Origin of the sequence: Mesorhizobium sp. B2-3-7 (assembly GCF_006442695.1) — a bacterium.
Taxonomy (GTDB): Bacteria; Pseudomonadota; Alphaproteobacteria; order Rhizobiales; family Rhizobiaceae; genus Mesorhizobium.
Genome location: NZ_VFVV01000011.1, coordinates 166,498 through 188,960, shown reverse-complemented (window position 1 = coordinate 188,960; position 22,463 = coordinate 166,498). Strand labels below are relative to the sequence as shown.

The 22,463-nt window shown below is 63.8% G+C and carries 21 protein-coding genes and 3 pseudogenes; 14 read left to right on the top strand and 10 right to left on the bottom strand.

The window, feature by feature from the left end:
* Positions 1-181 precede the first annotated feature (181 nt).
* Positions 182-317, top strand: a pseudogene (locus tag FJ940_RS28880) (IS630 family transposase); the annotation flags it as partial.
* 10 nt (positions 318-327) lie between these two features.
* Here FJ940_RS28880 and FJ940_RS21845 read toward each other — a convergent pair.
* Positions 328-1,149, bottom strand: coding sequence for a membrane-anchored protein (locus FJ940_RS21845; protein WP_224618237.1), 822 nt, complete (start codon positions 1,147-1,149; stop codon positions 328-330).
* Positions 1,150-1,692: 543 nt separating this feature from the next.
* Here FJ940_RS21845 and FJ940_RS21840 point away from each other — a divergent pair.
* The 9 genes and pseudogenes from FJ940_RS21840 (at position 1,693) to FJ940_RS21805 (ending at position 6,884) form a co-directional block, all read left to right on the top strand.
* Positions 1,693-1,881, top strand: a complete 189-nt coding sequence (locus FJ940_RS21840) for a DUF2158 domain-containing protein (RefSeq protein WP_140496939.1) — start codon at positions 1,693-1,695, stop codon at positions 1,879-1,881.
* Positions 1,882-2,184: 303 nt separating this feature from the next.
* Positions 2,185-2,628: an EF-hand domain-containing protein gene (locus FJ940_RS21835; RefSeq protein WP_140657885.1), complete on the top strand. Its 444-nt coding sequence runs from the start codon at positions 2,185-2,187 to the stop codon at positions 2,626-2,628.
* A gap of 44 nt (positions 2,629-2,672) precedes the next feature.
* Positions 2,673-3,215 carry an RNA polymerase sigma factor gene (locus tag FJ940_RS21830; protein ID WP_140657883.1) on the top strand — a complete coding sequence of 181 codons (543 nt, stop codon included), beginning with the start codon at positions 2,673-2,675 and terminating at the stop codon, positions 3,213-3,215.
* Positions 3,208-3,354 (top strand): hypothetical protein, encoded by a 147-nt coding sequence (locus FJ940_RS28540; RefSeq protein ID WP_181171798.1) that lies wholly within the window; start codon positions 3,208-3,210, stop codon positions 3,352-3,354. Before FJ940_RS21830 ends, FJ940_RS28540 begins: the two co-directional genes overlap by 8 nt.
* Complete coding sequence (locus tag FJ940_RS21825; protein WP_140657881.1) at positions 3,347-3,796, top strand: hypothetical protein; 450 nt, start codon at positions 3,347-3,349, stop codon at positions 3,794-3,796. The genes FJ940_RS28540 and FJ940_RS21825 overlap by 8 nt, the downstream gene beginning before the upstream one ends.
* Positions 3,793-4,242, top strand: a complete 450-nt coding sequence (locus FJ940_RS21820; protein ID WP_140657879.1) for a periplasmic heavy metal sensor — start codon at positions 3,793-3,795, stop codon at positions 4,240-4,242. The genes FJ940_RS21825 and FJ940_RS21820 overlap by 4 nt, the downstream gene beginning before the upstream one ends.
* 107 nt (positions 4,243-4,349) lie before the next feature.
* On the top strand, positions 4,350-4,646 hold the full coding sequence (locus FJ940_RS21815) for a hypothetical protein (protein ID WP_140657877.1): 297 nt from the start codon (positions 4,350-4,352) through the stop codon (positions 4,644-4,646).
* A 170-nt stretch (positions 4,647-4,816) separates the two neighbouring features.
* Positions 4,817-5,050, top strand: a pseudogene (locus tag FJ940_RS21810) (hypothetical protein); the annotation flags it as partial.
* Positions 5,051-5,144: 94 nt separating this feature from the next.
* Positions 5,145-6,884 (top strand): sulfatase-like hydrolase/transferase, encoded by a 1,740-nt coding sequence (locus tag FJ940_RS21805; RefSeq protein WP_246671072.1) that lies wholly within the window; start codon positions 5,145-5,147, stop codon positions 6,882-6,884.
* 15 nt (positions 6,885-6,899) lie between these two features.
* Here the strand turns inward: FJ940_RS21805 and FJ940_RS21800 are convergent, their stop codons facing one another.
* The 4 genes and pseudogenes from FJ940_RS21800 to FJ940_RS21785 form a co-directional block, all read right to left on the bottom strand.
* Positions 6,900-8,483, bottom strand: a complete 1,584-nt coding sequence (locus FJ940_RS21800) for an indolepyruvate oxidoreductase subunit beta family protein (protein WP_140496951.1) — start codon at positions 8,481-8,483, stop codon at positions 6,900-6,902.
* A complete protein-coding gene (locus FJ940_RS21795) occupies positions 8,476-10,629 on the bottom strand; it encodes an indolepyruvate ferredoxin oxidoreductase subunit alpha (RefSeq protein WP_140496953.1) in 2,154 nt (717 codons plus the stop codon). The genes FJ940_RS21800 and FJ940_RS21795 overlap by 8 nt, the downstream gene beginning before the upstream one ends.
* 45 nt (positions 10,630-10,674) lie before the next feature.
* On the bottom strand, positions 10,675-11,157 hold the full coding sequence (locus FJ940_RS21790) for a MarR family transcriptional regulator (protein ID WP_140496955.1): 483 nt from the start codon (positions 11,155-11,157) through the stop codon (positions 10,675-10,677).
* A pseudogene (locus tag FJ940_RS21785) lies at positions 11,157-12,335 on the bottom strand (NAD(P)/FAD-dependent oxidoreductase); the annotation flags it as partial. The pseudogene FJ940_RS21785 and the gene FJ940_RS21790, both read right to left, overlap by 1 nt.
* A 14-nt stretch (positions 12,336-12,349) precedes the next feature.
* Between FJ940_RS21785 and FJ940_RS21780 the strand changes: the two are divergent.
* The 4 genes from FJ940_RS21780 to FJ940_RS21765 all read left to right on the top strand — a co-directional run bounded on the left by FJ940_RS21780 (position 12,350) and on the right by FJ940_RS21765 (position 16,521).
* A complete protein-coding gene (locus tag FJ940_RS21780) occupies positions 12,350-13,123 on the top strand; it encodes an HpcH/HpaI aldolase/citrate lyase family protein (protein ID WP_140496989.1) in 774 nt (257 codons plus the stop codon).
* Positions 13,124-13,562: 439 nt separating this feature from the next.
* On the top strand, positions 13,563-14,360 hold the full coding sequence (locus tag FJ940_RS21775) for an ABC transporter substrate-binding protein (RefSeq protein ID WP_140496991.1): 798 nt from the start codon (positions 13,563-13,565) through the stop codon (positions 14,358-14,360).
* A 158-nt stretch (positions 14,361-14,518) separates the two neighbouring features.
* Positions 14,519-15,193 carry an amino acid ABC transporter permease gene (locus FJ940_RS21770; protein ID WP_140657875.1) on the top strand — a complete coding sequence of 225 codons (675 nt, stop codon included), beginning with the start codon at positions 14,519-14,521 and terminating at the stop codon, positions 15,191-15,193.
* Positions 15,194-15,240: 47 nt separating this feature from the next.
* Complete coding sequence (locus tag FJ940_RS21765; protein WP_140523731.1) at positions 15,241-16,521, top strand: cysteine desulfurase-like protein; 1,281 nt, start codon at positions 15,241-15,243, stop codon at positions 16,519-16,521.
* Between the two features lie 234 nt (positions 16,522-16,755).
* Here the strand turns inward: FJ940_RS21765 and FJ940_RS21760 are convergent, their stop codons facing one another.
* The 5 genes from FJ940_RS21760 to FJ940_RS21740 form a co-directional block, all read right to left on the bottom strand.
* Positions 16,756-17,586, bottom strand: coding sequence for a dipeptide ABC transporter ATP-binding protein (locus tag FJ940_RS21760; RefSeq protein WP_140556803.1), 831 nt, complete (start codon positions 17,584-17,586; stop codon positions 16,756-16,758).
* On the bottom strand, positions 17,583-18,440 hold the full coding sequence (locus tag FJ940_RS21755) for an ABC transporter ATP-binding protein (RefSeq protein ID WP_140657873.1): 858 nt from the start codon (positions 18,438-18,440) through the stop codon (positions 17,583-17,585). The genes FJ940_RS21760 and FJ940_RS21755 overlap by 4 nt, the downstream gene beginning before the upstream one ends.
* A gap of 2 nt (positions 18,441-18,442) precedes the next feature.
* Positions 18,443-19,297 carry an ABC transporter permease subunit gene (locus FJ940_RS21750; protein ID WP_181171799.1) on the bottom strand — a complete coding sequence of 285 codons (855 nt, stop codon included), beginning with the start codon at positions 19,295-19,297 and terminating at the stop codon, positions 18,443-18,445.
* Positions 19,298-19,367: 70 nt separating this feature from the next.
* Positions 19,368-20,375 carry an ABC transporter permease subunit gene (locus FJ940_RS21745; protein ID WP_140497004.1) on the bottom strand — a complete coding sequence of 336 codons (1,008 nt, stop codon included), beginning with the start codon at positions 20,373-20,375 and terminating at the stop codon, positions 19,368-19,370.
* A 48-nt stretch (positions 20,376-20,423) separates the two neighbouring features.
* Complete coding sequence (locus FJ940_RS21740; protein ID WP_140497006.1) at positions 20,424-22,016, bottom strand: ABC transporter substrate-binding protein; 1,593 nt, start codon at positions 22,014-22,016, stop codon at positions 20,424-20,426.
* Positions 22,017-22,463: the final 447 nt, after the last annotated feature.

Here is a 22,463-nt window from a genome sequence, read left to right as displayed (position 1 = left end):
GCCGATAGGCGCTCCATCGCGCCACGTCCAGAACTCGGGATTCGCGCGGATCATAGCCAATGTAGATTGGTATCATGTGGCAGTTCTATAATCTGATGTGAATTTAGACGAATCTAGCATGGCAGCACTGCACGCGGAAGACCAGAAGCACATTCGCAATGCCGTGTGTCCGGGTTGCCACGAGCGTTTCATCTCTGAAGGTGTCGATGGTGTTTTTGCGCGACAAGTGCCAAGCAACCGGCATCGCACCTCTTCACGACGGAGCTGTCGAGCGGATCGTCGCACTCACATTTGAGACAGCTCACCAGCAAGCCACATCGACCGTTGTTATTTGACCTCACATCTCCCGAACTGGCCTGTCCAGAGTGGCAGACCGAGCGAGCCCGCCACATGCGGATCGCTCGTATAAAGGGGGAAACCGAGCGCCAACAGCGCCAGCAGGGTGGCACGGTCGGAACCGACGTGCATCCGGTCGATGTTCAGTTTGTTGTACACATGGCCGTGCGAACCCGGGTCAATACCCGTGATGATCACGGCCGGCGCGCCGTTATGCAAGGCGTAAAGGACCGCCGTGATCCCGGTCGAGAACTTCTCCTCCAGATGCATCTCGAAATTGGGCACACCCATCACTGCTTCGTAGAGCGCCATGCGCTGGTGACGGGTCATCGTGCGCAGGTCGCGACAGCGGTAGTTGAAGGCCGCGATGTTGCAGCGCAATTCCTCCATCGTGCGGTGTGCGCGCACAATCCAGAGCAGATCGGTCTCCTGGCCGGTCAAGACGGCGCGCACGGCCACAGCGTTTGGCTTGGTCGCGTCAAGCTGGTTGACGTAAAGAAATGTCGCGTCAGGGGTACCCATCCCCCAGCGGGCCGTGACGGTCTGCGAGCCATTCACGGTAAAGAGTGTGAAAGCATCGCGCTGAAAACCCACCGGCGGGTGTGAGACCGGCGCGGAGCCTACGATGAGGACCGGCTTTGTAAGCGGCACAGGGTGCCGTGGCGCCTGGGGATGCAGCAGGCGATATAACAGTTTCCGCTTAACCACCAGAAGCGGGTGATCGAACAAGCGCTTGCGCAGCGGCTTCTGTGCATCGGGATTCGCTGCGCTATGCTCTGCAATCTCCAGAGCGATCCCCTTGGCCTTCGCCAAACCGGCCTCCTCTCAATGCTTTCCCGGGCATGTACTCCCCCCTGCCAGCCGGCGTTGATCAGCGGCTTGATCGTTGGGGCAGGCAGCAACCATAACGTGACGAATCATTTCCTCCGGCGCTCTGATGGGAACCCTTCGCTTTTCCCCAAGCGCTTCAAGCCTCTCTCACTCAATGTCGCAACTCTACTGTATTCGGCACGAGACTGCATGCGGGTTGCTGTTGTTTGTTGCTTCTGATCACGGTTCGATAGAACTCCGTCCGAAACTCATGGTGCCAGATCGGCAGCATCGCCGAAGCGATAGCCGCGCTCAATACTCAGCAGAGGATCAATCTCCACCAGCCGAACAGGAATTTCAACATCCAATTTCGACAGCAAACGGCAAGACACATTGCTGCAACTGCGACCGAATCTACAACTGGGACCGAGACCCGACCTCAAAACGCCGCCTGGCACTGTGGATCGCGATGCTGGCCGAATGCATCCGCCATTGTCGAGACCGAGGTTTGATGTGAAACTCCCGGCGTCAGCATGGGAGGTCAAAATGCCCAACAGTTTCAAGACCGGAGACGTCGTCAAGCTGAAGTCCGGAGGCCCGAAGATGACGATAAGCGACGGTGCCGCCTCCGGCACATATATGTGCCATTGGTTCAACCGCGAGGGCGATGTATGGACCCCGCAGCATGCCGGCTTCAAGCCGGACCAGCTGGTGGTGGCGGACCAATCGACATAGAACGGTTCACCGTTTCGCGGAAGCGGCGAAACGCTCTATCTCTTTGTTTTTACGCAATTCCATAGGGAAAGCGCTACGCGCTTTTCCCGGAAAGCCGTACACACTTTTCTTGGAATTGCTCAAGTTCCTGCCCTTCAGCTGAAGGGTTCGAACAGGGCGCAAGCAGCGCCGATCGGGCGCGTTGTTGCGGCATGCGCCTGCTGGCCCAAAAGTCACCGACGGATTTCTACCGCCGCTGCGTTTAACGGGAGAAGCGTCGCCACGGCACAATGCCATGGCAGCGCGCCAACCGGAGACGCCAGCATGATACGCCGTTCGATCCTTGCCGCTGCCTTGAGCCTGCTGACCGCCACGGCGTTCGCCCAGACGGCGACACAGCCTCCGGCCGCGACGTCCCCTTCTGCACCGCCCCCCGCTGCCGCGCCAGCCACGTCAAAGACCAGGCCCGAAATCACGCTGGCCAAGTTCCAGAAGCGGCGTGAGAAGGCGATCATGGCCGCCGACACGGATGGCGACGGCAAGATCAGCCTGCTGGAATGGGAGGTCCTCCAGGCAAAGCGCGGCACCAAGGGCGACCCGACACAGTCCTTTGCGCGCGCGGACTCGAACCATGACGGCTTCATCGACCGCGCCGAGCTCGATGCGTTCTTCGCCCAGCGCTTCGCCAGGTTGGACAAGAATGGCGACGGCGTTCTGAGCGTCGACGAAATGCCGGGCCACAAAACCGCTCCCAAGACGGAGCAATGAACGGGGGTAATGGCACGCGATGAGCATCAGGGGTGCGCCAGCCGATGAGCGCGGATCCGGACGAGGAGCTGGTTCGCCGTGTCGGCGCCGGCGATCCGGCGGCCGTGCAAACGCTGGTCGCGCGCAAACTGCCGCGTATCCTGGCGCTTGCCGTGCGCATGCTGGGCGACGCGGCGGAAGCCGAGGATGTCGCGCAGGAGACCTTCGTCCGACTCTGGCGCCATGCCTCGGGCTGGCGGCGCGGCAATGCCCGCTTCGACACCTGGATCCACCGGGTGACGCTGAACCTCTGCTACGACCGGCTGCGCCGCCGCCGCGAATGGGTGACAGACGATCTGCCGGAGGTGATGGACCCGGCGCCGCTTCCGGATGCCCAGCCGCGGGAAGACACGTGGCGCGTCGAACAGGCCTTGCGAGCCATCGCGCCGCGGCAGCGCGAAGCCATCATCCTGGTCTACTATCAGGACATGTCGAACATCGAGGCGGCCACGACCCTGGAGATCAGCGTCGATGCCCTGGAGAGCCTGCTTTCGCGCGGGCGCAGGGCGCTGCAGGCGATCCTGGCCAGGGACGATGTCCATGAATGAGAACCGCGCCGCCATGAAGGCGCAGCGTTCGCGCCTTGCCGACACCGCCTGGCAGCCGGCTCCGATGATCGCCGCGCCGTGCGGGCACGCGATGCCAGCGGGCAAGGGGCCAACAGGCAAGGGAAAGACCGATGTCTGACCGATCCAGGGACGCACCGACGATGGATGCCGAACGCTTTGCCGTGCTGGCGGCAGCCTATGGCGGCGACTTGCGGCGATGGCCACAGGCCGAACGCGCGGCGGGCAGCCTCCTTGCCGCAAGCGACGCGGGCGCGGCCATTCTGAGGGATGCCGGCAAGCTCGACGCCCTGCTCGACAGCTATCGCGTCGAAGCGCCCGGCAAAGCGCTGCACGGCGGCATAGTGAGGGCTGCCGACCGGCATCTTGCCCAACGCTGGCGCCAGCGCTTGTGGTGGCTGGGGCTCGGACTTGCCGGCATCGGCCTGGCCGGCGCGGTTGCCGGATCGGCTTTGGTGATCGTCGCCACGCCTGAGGTTCAGCCCGATCAGTATGTGCTGGACGCCAATGCGACGGCGTTCGGCGATGCCGGTCCCGACGACACCATCGAGGAAAACCTATGAGCACGGGCCGCAAGCTCCTCATCGCGTCCGTGGCGCTGAACGTCTTCCTGGCCGGCGCCCTTGCCGGCGGGGCCGTCTGGCTGAGAAGTGGCAAGGCGGGCCAGGGCTATTCGCTGGAAGCGGCCGGAGGCCGGCTTCCGGACCAGGAACGCAGGATATTCCGCAAGGCGTTGCGTGAGGTCCGGCGCGAATCCCGCCAGGTCATCCTCGACGGCCAGCAGGCCAGGCGCGAGGCCGCCGACCTGCTGCGGCAGCCCACCCTCGACACGGCAGCGCTGACGGCCGCGCTCGATCGGGCCCGCAACGCCGACGTCACCATGCGCATGCGGCTGGAGCAGCGCATTGTCGAGTTTGCCGCGGCAAGTTCGGCAGAGGATCGCGGCGTTCTGGCTGAGGGGCTGACAAGACGCGCCGGGCTGCCGCCGGCGCCAAAAAAATCGCCATAAGCACCGACGGAATGCGCCGAAGCCGCCGTTTAAGGCAAGAAGGGCACACCTGCCGGACCGCTTGGTGCGAACAGGTTTTCAACTTCGAGACTATTTGGAGTATCGTCATGAACCGTCTGACACAATACGCGGCGGCCGCCGCGCTTGCCTTGACCGGAACGGCCGCGACCGTTGCGGCGGCATCCGCCACGCCGATGCTGCCCCAGCCAAGCGCCCCGGCGCTGATCGAGCATGTGGCATGGGGTTGCGGCCCCGGCTGGCATCCCAACCACTGGGGGCGCTGCGTGCCCAATCGGGGGGTTGTGTATCCGCGTTATTACCGGCCCGGCCCGGTCTTCCACGTCTGGCACCCCCATCCTGTCTGGCACCCACATCGGGTCTGGCACCGCTGGCGTCACTGGTAAGCGTGCGCGGGGGCCAGCCGCTTCACCGGCCTGGCCCCCTCGACCGCAGCAACCGATCCGACCTGAGCGCATCGCGCCGAAAACGGGTTCATGCGCCGCGCTGGGCCTGAACAAGGAGCTGACGTGGCTATCCCGGCCAAAGGCTCCATGCCGCCGGACGCCGCCCCTGGTCGGTGGTGCTGCTCGCCGGCGGCGCGATCAAGGGCGGCCGCGTCATAGCCGACTGGCCGGGCCTGAAGCCGGCCCAGCTCTACGAGCAGCGCGACCTGGCGCCGACCAGCGATGTCAGGGCGGTGCTGAAAGGCCTGCTCGCCGACCAGTTCGGGCTTTCGGCGGCGGTGCTCGGCGACAAGGTGTTCCCGGAGTCCGCGGCGATGAAGCCGATGCGCGATCTGGTCGTCTGAATTCCGGTTGCAGATGGCGATTAAGGTTAAATTTACTATGGAATTGTTCGAAAGCTGCAAATGACACAAAGCTCCCCCAAAGGAACGCAAAGACATGTTCGTGGGGAAAGCCATATCTCGACCTCAAGGGCCTTTGCGGGCCTTCTGCCATCCGCTGGCGTTGGTGCTGATCAGCCTTGCGGGCGTTTTTGGTGCCGGCCGAGCCGAGCATGAATGGCTGTCGGTGCCGTTCTCGCTGACATTGGTGGGGGCGCTCGCGGGAGCGGTGTTCCTGACATCGGGGCGCCTCGCCTTTTCCGTCTATCTTGCCTGGATGGCCGTTGCCCTGGTGACGCTGATCTCGGCGGTCAAATTCCGGATGAAGGGGTTCTCGCTGCACTTCTACGACACGATCTTCGTGTCCACGGATCCGGGAGTGTATCGCTTCCTGCTCGGCTCCTATCTCCACCTCATCCTGCCTGTCGCCGCGGTGTTGGTGCTTGGCATCGCCGCAGCGATCCTGATCTTTCGCGCCGACCGGAAGCTTGGCTGGCCCGCATCGGCGCGCGCCCTGCTTCTGGCCCTCCTCGTCACACTGGTGCCGCTGACCTTTCCAGCCGAGGCTTCGAAGGACCGGTACTTCTATTATATGCAGGGCCGGCACATGTCGGCCTTCTTCATCTCACTGATGGATCTGCGCAACCTGGTCGTCGAGCCGGCGTTCGAGCAGCGGCTGCAGGCCATCGCGCCACAGCCACCCTTCGCCGACACGGTCGACTGCGGCGACCGGGCAGCGCTTCCCGATATTTTCTTCGTGTTGAGCGAAAGCCAGTCCGATCCAAGCTATTTTCCGCAGATCGCCAGCGGCGCGGGATTCCTGCAGCGATTTGCACCTGCCGCTGGCGAGCCCCGCCCGATGCAGGTCGAGACGTTCGGCGGCGGCACCTGGATCAGCAATTTGTCCTTGATGACCGGGGTTTCGGCCAGCGATTTCGGCTGGCGAAGTCCCTATCTGACGATCACGCTACAGGACAAGGTCGCCGGCGCGTTGCCGGAGTTGCTGGCGCGCTGCGGCTATCGAACGGCCGCCATGACGCCGATGGACTTTACCTTCGTCAACGAGGGGCCTTTCTTGAAGTCGATCGGGTTCGAGAACGTCCTCGACATCAAGGATATCGCCGCGCCCTTCTACCATCTGCGCGACAGTTTCTATTACCACGCGGCGGAGGCATTCATCGCCAGACACCGCCGGGAAGACGGCCGGCCACTGTTCCTCGAAATCCAGACCATGTTTCCGCACTCGCCCTATGAGGGGCGGATGGAGCCGGGATTGAAGATGGAAGACGAGCCCTTCTCGGACGATTTCCAGATCGGCGAATATCTGCGCCGCATGGCGATCGCGCGCGGCGACCTTCAGGATTTTCTCAAGCAACGGGAAGCGGAGGCCGGCAGGCGCGGCGCCGTGGTGCTCGAATTCGGCGACCACCAGTCCTCGGCGACCAAACCGTTTGTCGATGCGACCGCAGGTAGTGACGCGCTGGCCAAGCTTGACTCGCTCGCCTATCGCACCTTCTACACCCTCACGACCTTCCATCATCCACTGCGTCATCCGATGCCCGATATGGCGTCGCTCGATATTGCCTTTCTCAGCGCAAGCCTGCTCGATGCCGCCGGCCTGCCGATGTCACCCGTCATGTCTGATCTGGTGCGGTTGCGTGACCATTGCGGCGGCAGGTTCCATGGCTGTGCTGACCGGGCCGAGGTGGATGCACATCTGCGCCGCCGCGCCGATTCAGGACTGCTGCATCTTTTCCCGCAAGCTGCGCCGCTTCATTCACAAGTCGAAACACAGTGACGGCGCGACGCGGCCTCAGTGTGTCGGCCCGGCCCCCAGCGTCGCCACCGTCTTGAGGGCGCCGTCGAGCATGTCGCCCTTCTCGTCCTTCAGTGCCGCCTCGCGCAGCCGCCTGATCCAGTCAGCGGCGTCGGCGCGCCCCTTGAGCAGGTCGAGCGCCGACAGCACGCGGTCGAACTTCGACTGGGCACGGACATGGGTGTCGCTGTAGCCCTTGATCAGCCGGCGGCAGTTCAGGATCTCGACGGCCAATGCATAGTCCTCACGCGCATGGCCCAGCGCCAGCGCGTACCAGCTCTCCAGATGTGCGGCTTCCACCTTGTGGCGCAGCAGGCGGCGGCGCCAGCGGCGCAGGCCGCCGATGAACCACAGAGCGGTGAAGCCGGCAAAACTATCGGTACGGATGCGTCGGCCGCGATTGATGCGACGGTCAAGGAAGGCGGCGAGCTTCGGCCGGTTCTCGATGTAGCTGCCCAGCCCCGCCGGCAGCGTGCCGCAGAACTCCTCGATGCGCGGATGGAAATACTCGGTCACCTGCAGGACCGAGCCATCCCTGACGCCGACCTCCTTGCGCACGCGCCTGTCGCGGGTCGAGCGCGTCTTCAAGTCGGCGACGCGGATCATGTCGTCGTAGCATAGGGCGTTCGCCAAATGCTTGGCGGCGGCGATCGAGAGGGCATAGGCTCGATCAGGCCCGTCCAGCACGACGGCTTTGTCCAGGCGGTCGAGATATTCGCGTCCGTAGGCAATGTCCTGATAGTCCACGACCTTTCGCAGACCGCGCAGCGCCATGTCGCGCACCGCCACGGGCATCACGTCGATGCGGGCGGCCAGGGCCTGCCAGCCTCGCAGGAGGTCTTGCGGGCCACTCACCTGTCCAGCGGCCAGGGCGGAGCCGACGACAGCTGCTTCCGCCGGTTTTGGCGCAGCGGATGATGCCGTGCCGCGCGCGCGATCATAGGCGGCGGCGAAGGCGGCGAGGCTGGCCTTGACGCCGCGGCCACCGGCGCCGATCGCCTCCTGGTAGCTTTCGCGCGTGAACGGCAGAGCGTCGGAGCCGGCCAGCGCGCCAAGCAGACTGGCCGAGATCATCGAGCCGCTGTCGGCGGCGATCTTTTCCATATCGAAAGCGATGAAGCGCTTCGATGCGGCTTCAGCCGTCGCGTGCACCTTCGACGACGACGCCCTGCCGTCGCCGGGCTCGATCTTTTCCGATACGGCGGCGATGCGGTGCGAGGAAGTGATCAGCGTCGTGCGGTCGGGAGTGACAAAGCCGCGGATAATGGCGCGGCCGGCTTCCATCAGCTCGGCAGCGATCAAAATGTCGACGTCGCCTTGTGAGGGCGACAGCGCGAAGACCGGCAGGCGGCCGGTGTCACGGGCCATCTCGACATAGTAGATGGTGGCGCCGGTGCGCTGGGCGACGCCGGCCACCGAGGTCGATTGCGCGACGTAACCGTTGCGCTCGGCGACGTCGGTGATCCAGTCGGCAAGCACGCCGCCGCCCTGGCCGCCGACGGCAAGCACCGCAAGCTTGATAACGCGTTCGTCGGCGGCGGCGCCAGCCTTCGGGCGCAGTGTAGCGTTGGGATCAAGCATCGGCGAACATCAGACGGCGGCCCTCGCGGCGACGCTGCAAAAGGCCAATGACCGCGCGCCGGGTGCTCTCGAGGACGCGGTCCCAACGGCTCGGATTGTGCACGACGTCGGCGCGATAAAAGGACGGGCACAGCACCGCCGCGTCCGCCACCTCGCCGCAATTGCCGCAGCCGACGCAGTTCTGGTCGATGCTTGCGACAGGATCGTCGCGCAGCGGATCGTCGAGCGACTTCACCGACAGCGACGGGCAGCCGGACAGCCGCATGCAGGCGTGGTCGCCGGTGCAGATATCCTCGTCGACACCGAACTTCGGCTTGACGACGCGCGTCCCACCCTTGATCGCCTTGTCGACCAGGGGCTTTTCGCGGCGCTGGCGGTTGAGCATACATTCCGACGAGGCGACGATGACTTTCGGGCCTTTCTCGTCCGTGGTCAGCGCCTCGCGCAGCGTGTCCTGCATCTTGCCGACGTCATAGGTGCGGTCGACATGGCGCAGCCACTTGACGCCCATGCCTTTCACGGCCTCGGTGATGGGATGCTTCGTCGACTTGGTCTTGTTGCCGGCGCGAGACGACAGGATATCCTGTCCTCCCGTCGCGGCCGAGTAGAAATTGTCGACGATGACGATGACGCCGTCGTTCTTGTTGAACACCGCGTTGCCGATCGAGGAGGTCAGGCCGTTGTGCCAGAAGCCGCCATCGCCGACGAAGGAGATCGAGCGGCGCTTGGCGTCGGGTGAATTGAAGGCCGAGGCCGAGGCCGGGCCGAGCCCGTAGCCCATTGTGGTGGCGCCGAGTTCGAAGGGCGGCATGATCGAGAACAGGTGGCAGCCGATGTCGGACGCGATGTGGTGCTTGCCGAGTTCCTGTTCGACCAGTTTTGTCGCGGCAAAGATCGGCCGCTCCGGGCAGCCGATGCAGAAACCGGGCGGTCGACCTGGAACGACATTGATCAGGTCCGCCGTGTCGACGCCGTCGCCGACCTTGTTGGGAGCCCGCACTTCGCCGGGCAGAAGATGCGGCGCCTCGGTGCGCAGGAAGGCGCCGATGCCGTCGAGCATGACCTGGCCGGTATATTCGCCGGCCATCGGCAGGTGCTCCTTGCCGACCAGGCGGGTGCCACGCCCGGCCTTGTGCAGCATGGCGGCAAAGGCCTGTTCGATGTAGTTGGGCTGGCCTTCCTCGACGACCAGCACCGCCTGCTTGCCTTCGCAGAAGGACAGAAACTCGTCGTCGATCAACGGATACACGGCATTGAGCACGTAGAGCGGCACGTCGGTCTCGCCATAGGTGTCGGCAAGGCCGAGCCGCTGCAAAGCGCGGATGACGGAATTGTACATGCCGCCCTGCATGACGATGCCGACGGAGCCGTGATCGGAACCGAAGATCTCGTTGATCTTGCGGCTCTTGATGAAATCCACCGCCGCCGGCCAGCGCTTCGCGACCTTCTCCTTCTCGTGCAGGAAGGAAGCGGGCGGCAGCACGATGCGGCCGGTGTCGCGGCGGGGCGCCTCCAGCGCATCGGCCACCGTCATCGGCGGCCGCTTGTTGTCTTTGGCGGTGAAATGACCGTGGACATGGCAGCAGCGGATGCGCACCTGCAGCATGACAGGCGTGTTGGAGGCCTCGGACAACTCGAAGCCGTCTTCCACGGCCTTGACGATCGAGGGCAGGTTCGGGCGCGGATCGAGCAGCCAGACCTGGCTTTTCATGGCGAAGGCATGGCTGCGCTCCTGCATGATCGAGGAGCCCTCGCCATAGTCCTCGCCGACGATGATCAGCGCGCCGCCGGTGACGCCGCCAGATGCCAGATTAGCGAGCGCGTCGGAGGCGACATTGGTGCCGACCGTCGACTTGAAGGTCGCCGCGCCGCGGATCGGATAATGCACCGAGGCCGCCAGCATGGCGGTGGCGGTGGCTTCCGAGGCGCTCGCCTCGAAATGCACGCCGAGTTCGCCCAGAATGTCCTGTGCGTCGGCCAGCACGTCCATGAGATGGCTGATCGGCGCACCCTGGTAGCCGCCGACATAGCCGACGCCGCATTGCAGCAGCGCCTTGGTGATGGCGAGGATGCCTTCGCCGGCAAATTCCTCGCCCGCGCCGAGCCTCAGCTTTTCGACTTCCTTGGCAAAAGACCGTTCGGCCATTTTTGGCCTCCTTCCGTTGCCGCCCGGCTTCGGCGGCGCGTAGCTCTAGATGTCGTGCTTGCGAATGTTCTTCAGCATCTTCTGCAATGTCGCGATCAGCGCTGCATATTCGGCATCGTCGACATCGTCGAACATGGCCTCGAAAGCGTCATGCATGGCCGGCCAGGCACGGGTGAACTCGGTGCGGCCCTCGTCGGTCAGGAACACATGGCGGATGCGACTGTCGCTAACCCCCTGCTCGCGCCGCACAAGCCCCTGCCCCTCAAGGGTGTCGAGCGTGCGGCTCAAGGTCGACTGCTCGATCACCGTATAGACCGAGAGGTCGTTGACGGTGACGCCGTCGGTGACCGACAGCACCGCGAGCGCCCGCACCTGCGAAATGGTCAGGCCCTGCTTGCGGAAATCGTCGCGCAAGGTGGCGTTGTAGCGGCCCATGATGCGGTTCATCAGATAGGGCGCGAATTGCTGCAGGCCGATCTGGCCCAAGGTCGAAATGCGCTGGCGCTTTTCCGCGATTTTCTGCTCCATCACAGTCTCCCCGCCAGGAGAAAGCCGGAGCCGCCGCCGAGGCCCGCGCCCGGATGGGTCGAGGCGCCGATATGGTAGAGGTTCTTGATGCCGGTCTGGTGATTGCGGCTGGTCTTGAACGGCCGCCACAGGAAGGACTGGTCGACGGTCGAGGACCCGCCATAGGGGTCGCCGCCGACCAGATTGATGTTCATCGCTTCGAGATCAGCAGGCGAATAGGCGCGGCGCGCGATGACGCTGTCCTTGAAGCCATCGATATGACTGGCAAGGATCGCTTCGGCGCGATCGGCATAGGCCTCGCGCAGCGCGTCGGTCCACTGCCCGTCCGCCGGTGCCTGCAGCTTGCCGGCGGCATCACCCTTGATGTGACGGGGAGCCTCGGGCAGTTGCAGCCACAGGATCGCCTTGCCTTGCGGGCAACGCGAGGGATCGAGCGCGTGCGGCTGGCCGACGCAGATGGTCGGCACTTCGGGCAGCATGCCCCGCACCGCCTCGTTGCAGGCCTTCGATACCCCGTCCAACCCAGGCGTCAGATGCAGCAGCGCCACCTTGTCCAACCCCTGGCCTCGCCATGAAGGCGGCTTGTCGAGGGCATAGTGGATCTGGAAATTGCCTTTGCCGTAGCGGTATTTTTGCGTCGCTTCGACGTCGGTTTTGGGGCCGTCACTGCCGAGCAGCCGACCGTAAAGCTGCGTTGGCGTGACCGAGCAGATGACGCTCTTCTTCGCATGGACGGTTTCGCCCGAGGCCAGCCGCACGCCGGTGGCGCGACCTTCGGTCAGGATGATCGAGGCAACGTCGGCCTCGGTGGAGATGACCCCGCCGCGCTCTTTGACAAGCGCCTCGAAGGCCGACAGCAGGTTCTTCGCCCCGCCCTTGACGATCGGCGCGCCCGCAGCTTCCAGCGCGAAGGCGATGACCTTGGCGATCTGGCCGGAGAAAGCATCTTCCGGCCCAAGTCCGGCATGCAGGACCCACGGTGCCCACAGCGCGCGTATGGTTTCGGACCGATAGGTGCTCTCCAGCCATCCGCGCGCCGGCACCAACGCATCGCCGAGAAAGGCGGCCAGCCCGCGCGGGCTCCGCCGCCAGGCATCACCGGCGAGCAGCTTCGCCGTCGGGTAGGTCCACAGGCTGCCGCCGAGCAGGCCGAACAGCAGCCCGGCATTGCGCTCAACAAAGGGATGGAGCGATGAGCGGGTTTCGCCACAAATGCATCGGCAGGGAAAGCCTCGTCGGTTCCTTTGCCGCCATTCCGCATCCCGTTGCGGTCGAGGTGATGGCCCAGTCCGGTCTCGATTTCCTCTGCATCGATTGGGAACATGCCCAGATTTCGCGCGACATGATCGAGGCGATGGTGCGCGCGGCCGACATCCATCGCGTGCCGGCCATTGTGCGCGTGCCCGGCCATGCACCGGAAGCGATCGCCGCGGCATTGGACAGCGGCGCGCAAGGCGTGCTCGTCCCGCGCGTCTCGACCGCCGCCCAGGCGCAGGCGGCGGTGAAGGCCTCGCGTTATCCGCCGACCGGCGAGCGCGGCGTCGGGCCCGGACGGGCCGCCGGCTATGGCTACCGCATCTCCGAATATCTCGCTCAAGCCAATGACAGCATCGTCGTGGCGGTTCAGGTCGAGACATCGGAAGGGCTGGCCAATATCGAGGCGATCACCGCCGTCGAGGGCGTCGACGTGATCTTCGTCGGGCCCGGCGATCTCTCCGTATCGATCGATGCGATCGGCCCCAAAGGCGCCGACAAACTCGCGCAAGCGATCCACAGGATCATCGATGCGACAATCGCGCATGGCAGGACATCCGGGATCTTCTGCGCGAAGCCGCAAGATGTCGCCCGATGGGCAGCACTCGGCGCCAGTTTCTTCATCCTGGCCAGCGACACGATGCTTCTGGGGGCTGGCGCTGCTGCCGGCAAAGCCGGCGCGGATGCCGAACTGGGCAGGAGCGGCCGCTAGCGCTATCGAAAGGTATGCCAGGCGCCGCCGCTGCCAACTTTTTAAGCTTAAAACTTTTGCCTTGAAAACTGCCGCGGTTTGGATAAGCATTCCTCGATCGATGGCGACTGCCGTTCCGGACGGGCTTGCCGGACATCCATCGTGGTGCATCGGGTGGGATCAAAGGGTTTCAGTCCTTGTCGTTCATGCTGCCCCCAGTCATCCTCCAGCACGCGCCATGCGTGCGAGGGCGTGCGCGCGCCAGATCCGCGATCCGCATACCGAGAGCATCGCCAACCTTGCCTTCCCGCCGATGTGCGTCTGCCGCGACCGGACAGCGCCCGACCGTATGGCAGCGAGCATGAATTGACGCCCCGCTGGGAGGTGGGGCGGCAAGAAACCGTGCGGGCATCAGCCCGCCCGATCAACAACCAGAGGGAACACCCCAGAGGGACCAACAATGAGCCTGACCCGTCGCAATCTCATCCTTCTCGCGGCCGCCATCGGCATCGCCGCCGGACCGGCAACCGCCTATGCCGCCGATGTGCTCAATGTCGGCGCCTACCCGACCAACCCGCCCTTCGAGTACAAGAACGAGAGCGGCACTTTCGAGGGCTTTGAAGTCGACATCGTCAACGAAGCGGCAAAGCGCGTCGGCATGACCACCGACATCGCCGATCTCGGCTTCCAGGCGCTGTTCGCCGCCACCACCTCGAAGCGCATCGATGTCGCCATCTCGTCGATCACCATCACGCCGGAGCGGCTGAAGTCGCAGTCGTTCACGCAGCCTTACTATGATTCCGACATGGGCATCGCCACCAAGACCGACAGCCCGATCAAGGCCGAGGCCGACCTCAAGGGCAAGATCGTCGGCGTGCTGTCCGGCTCGACCGGCGAGACCTGGGTCAAGGCGCATCAGGAGGCCGATGGCCTCAGCGACGTAAAGGGCTATGACACACAGCAGAACCTTTTGCTCGACCTCAGCGCCGGGCGCATCGACGCGGCTGTCAGCGACATTCCGGGCATGCAGTACTCCTTCACCAAGATGAAGGATCTCACCGTCAAGGAACGCATCAAGACCGGCGAACAGTACGGGCTGATGATGACCAAGGACCACCCGCTGCTCGGCAAGCTCAACGACGCGCTGACGGCAATGAAGAAGGACGGCACGCTGGCCGCGATCCACAAGAAGTGGTTCGGCAGCGACGCGCCCGCCGATTCCTCGACCGCCAAGGAAATGCCGGTGCCGAAGGCCTGAGCGGCGGCCGCCAAGGAGAACGTGCCGGCTCGAAAGGCCGGCACGTTCCGTTTGATACATAGTCTCCCGGAACCAGCGCGGCGCGGCAAAACCGCTTTCGCTGTTCCGGACCTCTGCTCCGGCGTCAAGGGACGCCAAACGGTTCGGGAAAGCCTCCCATGTCGCTGCTCGATACCTTCTTCAACGCCGACGTCATCGCGTCCAGTCTGCCGGCGCTGCTGCGCGGCTTTCTCAACACGCTGCTGCTCGGCCTGCTCAGCATCGGCATCGGCATCCCCATCGGCCTGGTGATCAGCCTGTTGCGGCTTTATGCGCCGAAGCCGCTCCGGTGGCTGGCGGTCGGCCACACCGATATCTTCCGCGCGCTGCCGGTGCTGGTCGTGCTGATCCTGATCTATTATGCGCTGCCCTTCCTCGGCATCCGCCTATCGTCCTGGGCTTCCGCCGTAACGGCCTTCGCCATCATCATGTCGGCCTATTCGGCGGAAGTGTTCCGCTCCGGCATCGAAAGCATTCCGCGCGGCCAGTTCGAGGCGTCGCAGGCGCTCGGCCTGCCGTTCCTTTTGACCTTGCGCAAGGTGGTGCTGCCGCAGGCGGTGCGCGTCGTCATCCCGCCGATGACCAGCAACTGCGTCTCGATGTTCAAGGACACCTCGCTCGCCTCCACCGTGGCGCTGCCGGAACTCCTGAAGGAAGCGACCAATGCACAGTCGCTCTATGCCAATCCCTCGCCGCTGATCGGCGCAGCCCTGGTCTATCTCATCTTCCTGTGGCCGATGGTTCGCCTCGTCAGCCTGCTTGAAGGCCGTTTCAAAACCGAGAAGACGCGCTGACCGCGCCTTCAACTTCCCCTCTACCGAGCACTTCGCAGGAGACGACCATGAACAAGCATCAAGCCGCCAATGCGACCGGCACTTCCGGCGCATTCCCTGTTGAAAGAATCCGGGCGATGTTTCCGGCCTTGCAGCGGGCAGGCGACTTCATCTTCCTGGACAACGCCGCCGGCGCGCAGATTCCGCAGAGCGTGCTCGATGCGGTGACCAACCATCTGGTATCGCACAATGTGCAGCGCGGCGGCCGCTATGGCCGCAGCGTCACCGTTGACCAATCGGTCGCCGATGCGCGGACAAGCGTGGCACTGCTGATCAATGCCTACAGCCCATCCGAGATCTGCTTCGGCATGAACGCCACCTCGTTCATCCGCCTAGTCAGCCTCGGCATCGGCCAGATGCTTGGAGAGCGCGACGAGATCGTCGTCACCGACATGGACCATGACGCCAACATCGCGACATGGCTGGCACTCGAATCCGCCGGCGCCAAGTTCAAGTGGTGGCGCATGCGCGAGGACGGCAACCTGCATATCGACGATCTGCGCCCGCTTGTTTCCGATCGTACCCGGCTTGTCGCCTGCACGGTGACGGCGCATTCCATCGGCTCGATCGTCGACGTCGCTTCGGTGGCAGGGATCGCGCACGCCGCCGGCGCCGAAGTGTTCCTCGACTGCGTGCATTACGGGCCGCATGGGCTGATCGACGTCCAGGCATGGGATTGCGACTATCTCGTCTGTTCCGGCTACAAGAATTTCTCGCCGCATATGGGTTTCCTGTGGGGCCGCTTCGAAACGCTGAAGCGACTGCCGACCTTCCGCGAGGACTTCATCCCCGACGAGCCGCCCTACAAGGTCGAGGCCGGCACCTTCATTTACGAGAACGTGTCGGGCATGGATGCGGCCGTGCAGTATCTCGAGCTCATCGGCCGCAATCTTGCTCCGTCCAACAACCGCTCGCGGCGCGAAAACATCGTCGCCGGCATGGGCGCCATCCGCGACTACGAGCTGGTGCTGGCGCGCGAGATGCTGGCTGTGCTGAAGAGCTGCGGGGCAACAATCTACGGCGTTTCCGAGGAGGCCCGGATCAACGAACGCGTGCCGACCTTCTGTTTCAACATCGGCAAATTGTCGCCGCAGCGGATCGTCGAGGAAATGGCCGAGATGCAGATCGGCATTCGCGACGGCCACATGTACGCCCCGCGCCTGATGAAGCGCCTCAACCTGTCGATGGACAGCGGCGCCATCCGCGCCTCGCTGGTGCACTACAATACGGTCGAGGAAGTCAGGCGTTTCGGTGAAGCGCTGCGGGCTGTCATCGCGAAGCTGTCGTAGCGCTCGACCCTTTTCGCGAGAGAAACCGGAGGCGTGACTGCCTCCGTTTCGTCATCCACGGGCGGAGCAAGGAGCGGAGCGACGCGGCGCAGACCCGAGGATTCATGCCGTGATATGCGAGCATTACCACGGTGCACAACCTGCTCCGCAGCGCTTTTCGGCTGAGATAACGGCATGGATCCTAGGGTCTCCGCACCGCGTTGCGGCGCTCCGCCCTAGGATGACGAATTGGAGTCACGCCGCTTTCTTCTTCGCCAGCCTCGCCTTGATGCTGGCGACGTCGGCGCGCGGCGTGGCGGCGAACAGGGTCCTGGTGTAGCTGTGCTTGGGGTCTGAAAAGACCTCGTCGCGCGAGCCGTATTCGACCGCCTCGCCGAAATACATCACCATCACGTCGTCGGCGATGTAGCGCACCACGGAGAGGTCGTGGCTGATGAAGACATAGGTCAGCTGGAACTCGTCCTGTAGGTCGGCGAGCAGGTTGAGCACCTGCGCCTGCACCGAAAGATCGAGCGCCGAGACCGGCTCGTCCAGCACCAGAAGGCTCGGGTTCAGCATCAGCGCACGGGCGATGGCGATGCGCTGGCGCTGGCCGCCCGAGAACATGTGCGGATAGCGGTTGTAGTGCTCGTGACCGAGGCCGACCTTCTTCAGCATCTTCATGGCGAGGTCGCGCCGCTCGGCGGCCGTCTTGTCGGTGTTGATCAGCAGCGGCTCGCCCAGCACGTCGCCGATCTTCTGGCGCGGGTTGAGCGATCCGTAGGGGTTCTGGAAGACGATCTGCACCTTGCGGCGCATCTCCTTGGTCAATCCGCCCCTGGCGATGTCGACCTTGTTGCCGTCGATGAACAGCTCGCCCGATGTCGCCGGATCGATGAGCGTGATGATGCGGGCGAGCGTGGACTTGCCGCAGCCGCTTTCGCCGACGATGGCGAGCGTCTTGCCCTTGTCCACGGTGAACGAGACGCCCTTGACCGCGTGCACCGTGCGCGGCCCGCTGAACAGGCCGCCGCCGATATGGTAGTCGCGAACGATGTTCTTGCCTTCGAGGACGGTGGTGCTCATGCGGAGGCTCCCGCGGCCGAGGGCGCCGGCTCGAACAGCATGTCGGAAACGGTCGGCAGCCGGTCGCCGACCGCGTTCTCCGGCAGCGCCGACAGCAGCGCGCGCGTGTAGTTGCTTTTCGGGCTCTCGAACAGCGACAGCACGTCGGCCTCTTCCATCTTGCGGCCCTTGTACTGGACGATGACGCGGTCGGCTGTCTCGGCCACCACGCCCATATTGTGGGTGATCATGATCAGGCCCATGCCGTATTTGGCCTGCAGCGAAACCAGGAGATCAAGGATCTGCTTCTGGATGGTGACATCGAGCGCGGTGGTCGGCTCGTCCGCGATCAAGAGCTTCGGATTGCAGGCGATGGCGATGGCGATCATGACGCGCTGGCACTGGCCGCCCGACATCTGGTGCGGAAACGAGCTCAGCCGTTCTTCCGGATCGGCAATGCCGACGAGCTTCATCAATTCGATGGCGCGCGCGCGGCGCTGGGTGCGGTCCATGCCCATGTGGAAGCGCAGCACCTCCTCGATCTGGAAGCCGACGGTGAAGCACGGGTTGAGGCTGGCGATCGGCTCCTGGAAGATCATGGAGATATCCTTGCCGACGATCTTGCGCCGCTCGGACGGGCTGAGCTTCAGCAGATCGACGCCGTCGAAGGCCATGCGGTCGGCCTTGACGGTCGCGGTGTTGGGCAGCAGCCCCATCACCGCCAGCATCGCCACCGATTTGCCGGAACCGGATTCGCCGACGATCGCCAGCACCTCGCGCGGCTCGATCGACAGGTCGATGCCCTGCACGGCCATGAACGGACCGGCGGCGGTGTCGAAGGAAACGGTGAGGTTCTTGATCTCGAGCAGGGACATGCTCACGACCTCTTCAGCTTGGGGTCGAGCGCGTCGCGCAGGCCGTCGCCGATCAGGTTGATGGCAAAGACGGTGATCAGGATGGCAAGGCCGGGGAAGGTCACCACCCACCAGGCGCGCAGGATGAACTCGCGCGCCTCGGCCAGCATCGTGCCCCATTCCGGCGTCGGCGGCTGCGCGCCCATGCCGAGGAAGCCGAGGGCGGCGGCTTCGAGGATGGCGTTGGAGAAGGACAGCGTCGCCTGCACGATCAGCGGCGCGATGCAGTTGGGCAGGATGGTGACCAGCATCAGCCTGAGATGGCTTGCGCCCGCGACCTTGGCCGAGATGACATATTCGCGGTTCTTCTCGGCCATCACGGCGGCGCGGGTGAGCCGGGCGAAGTGCGGCTGCAGCACGAAGGCAATGGCGATCATGGCGTTGACCAGCCCAGGTCCCAGAACGGCGACCAGCACCAGCGCCAGCAGCAGCGACGGGAAGGCCAGGATGATGTCCATGATGCGCATGATGAGCGTATCCACCCAGCCGCGGCAGTAGCCGGCGAGCAGGCCGAGGATGACGCCGGAGATCAGCGCCGTGGTGACGACGACGAAGCCGATGGCGAGCGAGAAGCGCGAGCCGTAGATCAGGCGCGAGAGAATGTCGCGGCCGACGGCGTCGGTACCGAGCAGGAACTGGGCGTTGCCGCCCGCCTGCCAGGCCGGCGGCGTCAGGAAGAAGTCGCGGAACTGGTCGTCCGGCGAATGCGGGGCGAGCAGCGGCGCGAAGACGGCGATCAGGATCAGCAGCGCGAAGACGAAGAGGCCGATCACCGCGCCCTTGTTGATCGAGAAATAGTGCCAGAACTCGGCGAACATCTGCAGCCGGGCGTCCTGCGGCCTGACGACGGTCGCGGCTTCGATTGTGGCAGGGCCTTCGTTGGTCATGTCAATTCGCCCGGATACGCGGGTTGATGACGGCATAGAGCACGTCGACGATGAGGTTCACCGACATGACGATGAGCGCGATCAAAAGCAACCCGCCTTGCACGGTGAAATAGTCGCGCTTGGAAATAGCATCGATCATCCATTTGCCGATGCCTGGCCACGAAAAAATGCTCTCGGTCAGGATGGCGCCGGTCAGGAGCGTGCCGACCTGCAGGCCAATGGTGGTGACGACCGGGATCAGCGCATTGCGGAAAGCGTGCAGCCCGATGACGCGGCGAGGCGCCAGGCCCTTGGCGCGCGCGGTGCGCACATAGTCCTCGCCGAGGACCTCGAGCATGGCCGACCGCGTCTGCCTGGCGATGACGGCAAGCGGAATGGTGCCGAGCACGATGGTGGGCAGGACGAGGTGCGACAGGGCCGAGCGGAATGCACCCTTCTGTCCGGAGATCAGGGAATCGATGGTCATGAAGCCGGTTACCGGCTTGAAGAAATAGAGAAGGTCGATGCGGCCGGAAACCGGCGTCCAGTGCAGCATGCCGGAGAACACGATGATCAGCAGCAGCCCCCACCAGAAGATCGGCATGGAATAGCCTGCCAGCGCCGTTCCCATGGTCAGTTGGTCGAACCAGGAGCCGCGGCGGATCGCGGCGAAGATGCCGAAGGCGACGCCGATGACGATGGCGAAGATCATGGCGAAGATGGCGAGTTCGACGGTTGCCGGGAACCGCACCAGGAAATCCTTGAGCACCGGCGTCTTGGTGGAAAACGAGGTGCCGAAATCACCGCTGAGGATATTGGCCAGATAGGTCAGGTACTGTCGCCAGATCGGCAGGTCGAAGCCGAACTGGTGCATCAGCGCAGCGTGACGTTCGGGCGACAGGCCGCGTTCGCCCGCGAGCACCAGCACCGGATCACCGGGCAGGATGCGCACGAAGCCGAAGGCGAGGATGGTTATCCCGATGAAGGTCGGGACGATGAGGGCGAGCTTGCCGAGGATATAACGCAGCATGGCGGGCGAGGTGGGACGGCGCTGTGGCGCCGCCCCGTTTCGCGAACCTTATTCGGCGATATCGACGCCGTCGAAGCGATGGATGCCGAGCGGATCCATCGCAAAGCCGGAGACGGTCTTCTGCATCGGCATGAACACCTTGGAGTGTGCGAGCGTCGCCCACGGTGCCTGTTCCTTGAAGATGACCTGCGCCTGTTCGTAGAGCTTGGTGCGCTCGGCCTGGTCGGAAACCGTCTTGGCCTTGTTGATGAGCGCATCGAAGTCCTTGTTGCACCATTCCGCGCGGTTGTTCGAACCGACGGAAGCGCAGCTCAAGAGCACACCGAGGAAGTTGTCCGGATCGCCATTGTCACCGGTCCAGCCGACGATGACGGCGCCGTCGTGATCGACCGCCGAAGCGCGCTTGAGGTATTCACCCCAATCGTAGCTGACGATGTTGACTGTGACGCCGACCTTGGCGAAGTCGGCCTGGATCAGCTCGGCGGTGCGGCGCGCGTTCGGCATGTAGGGGCGCGACACAGGCATGGCCCAGACATTCATCTTGAGGTCCTTGACGCCGGCCTCTTCGAGCATCTTCTTGGCCGCATCCGGATCGTACGGATCGTCCTTCACGTCCTTGTTGTAGGACCACATGGTCGGCGGGATCGGGTTGACGGCCACCTGGCCGGCGCCCTGGAAGACCGCGTCGATGATAGCCTTCTTGTTGATGGCCATGTTGAGCGCCTTGCGCACGCGCACGTCGTCGAACGGCTTCTGCTGGGTGTTGTACATCAGCGCACCGACATTGAGGCCTTCCTGCTCGTCGACCTTCAGGTTCGGATCGGCCTGAAGGCCGGCGATGTCGGCCGGCGCCGGGTAGGACATGATGTTGCATTCGCCGGCCTTCAGCTTCTGCGCACGGACCGCCGGATCGGTGGTGATGGCGAAGACAAGGTCGTCGATCTTCTGCTTGCCGCCCCAATAGTCGGGGTTGGCCTTGTAGCGGATGGCAGCGTCGGTCTGGTAATCGACGAAGATGAACGGGCCGGTGCCAATCGGCTTCTGGTTGAACAGTTCAGGCGTCTTGTCCGCCTGCAGCTTGTCGGCATATTCCTTGGAAACGATTGAGGCGAAGTCCATGCCCAGCGTCGGGATCAAAGTGATCGCCGGCTCCTTGAGGGTGAACTTCACCGTCAGGTCGTCGACCTTCTCGACCTTGGTGATGTTGTCGCCGAACTGGTCATTGTAATACTGGTAGGCAATGCCCGGTATGTACTGGAACCAGGGGCCGTTCTTGTCGACCTGACGCTGGAACGAGAACACCACGTCGTCGGCGTTGAAGTCGCGCGTCGGGGTGAAATAGTCGGTAGCGGCGAACTTCACACCCTTGCGAAGCTTGAACGTGTATTCCTTGCCATCGTCGGAAATGGACCAGCTTTCGGCCAGGCCCGGCGAGACCGTTGTCTTGCCATGATCGAATTCGACGAGGCGGTTGAAGACCGTACGCGAAGACGCATCGAACGTCTGTCCCGCGGTGTAGGGCGCCGGGTCAAAGCCTTCCGGCGAAGCTTCGGCGCAGTAGACCAAGGTTTTTGCGTTGGCCACGCCGCCCAGGACGCTTGCAGCCAGCAACGCGGCTGCAAAAGTCAGTTTCTTCCTCATTGAGCACTCCCTGATGTTTTTCCAAGCCCCTCTATCAGGCTCGCGAAGCGCGCATATAAGCACCGTTTCTCCGGCTTTGGAACACCCAGTTTGCCTACCCCATGGTAAGCGGGAAAAAAATCCTCCTCTCCGCAAAAAAATGGAAAAATTCAGTATTTTTTTCTATTCACAACATTATTAACGACCGCATTTTTTTATTGATCACCAATCTTACGAGATCAACGTCGCGCCCGCTTTCATATGACCGGGGATGCCGGACGATGCAGGGCCGCTGCGCCCGTGGCGGGAAAGATTTTCGGCGGCAAATCTTTCGACGGCTTGCCGCTGGGGCAAGGCTTGCACGCCCGCCGATAGAGGCCATACATAGACAAGGCACCGTCGGCAGCGGGGGACGCCTCTCTTAGCAGGAGGCGAGCGCGGCAGGGGCGAACAAAACAGGGAGGGACG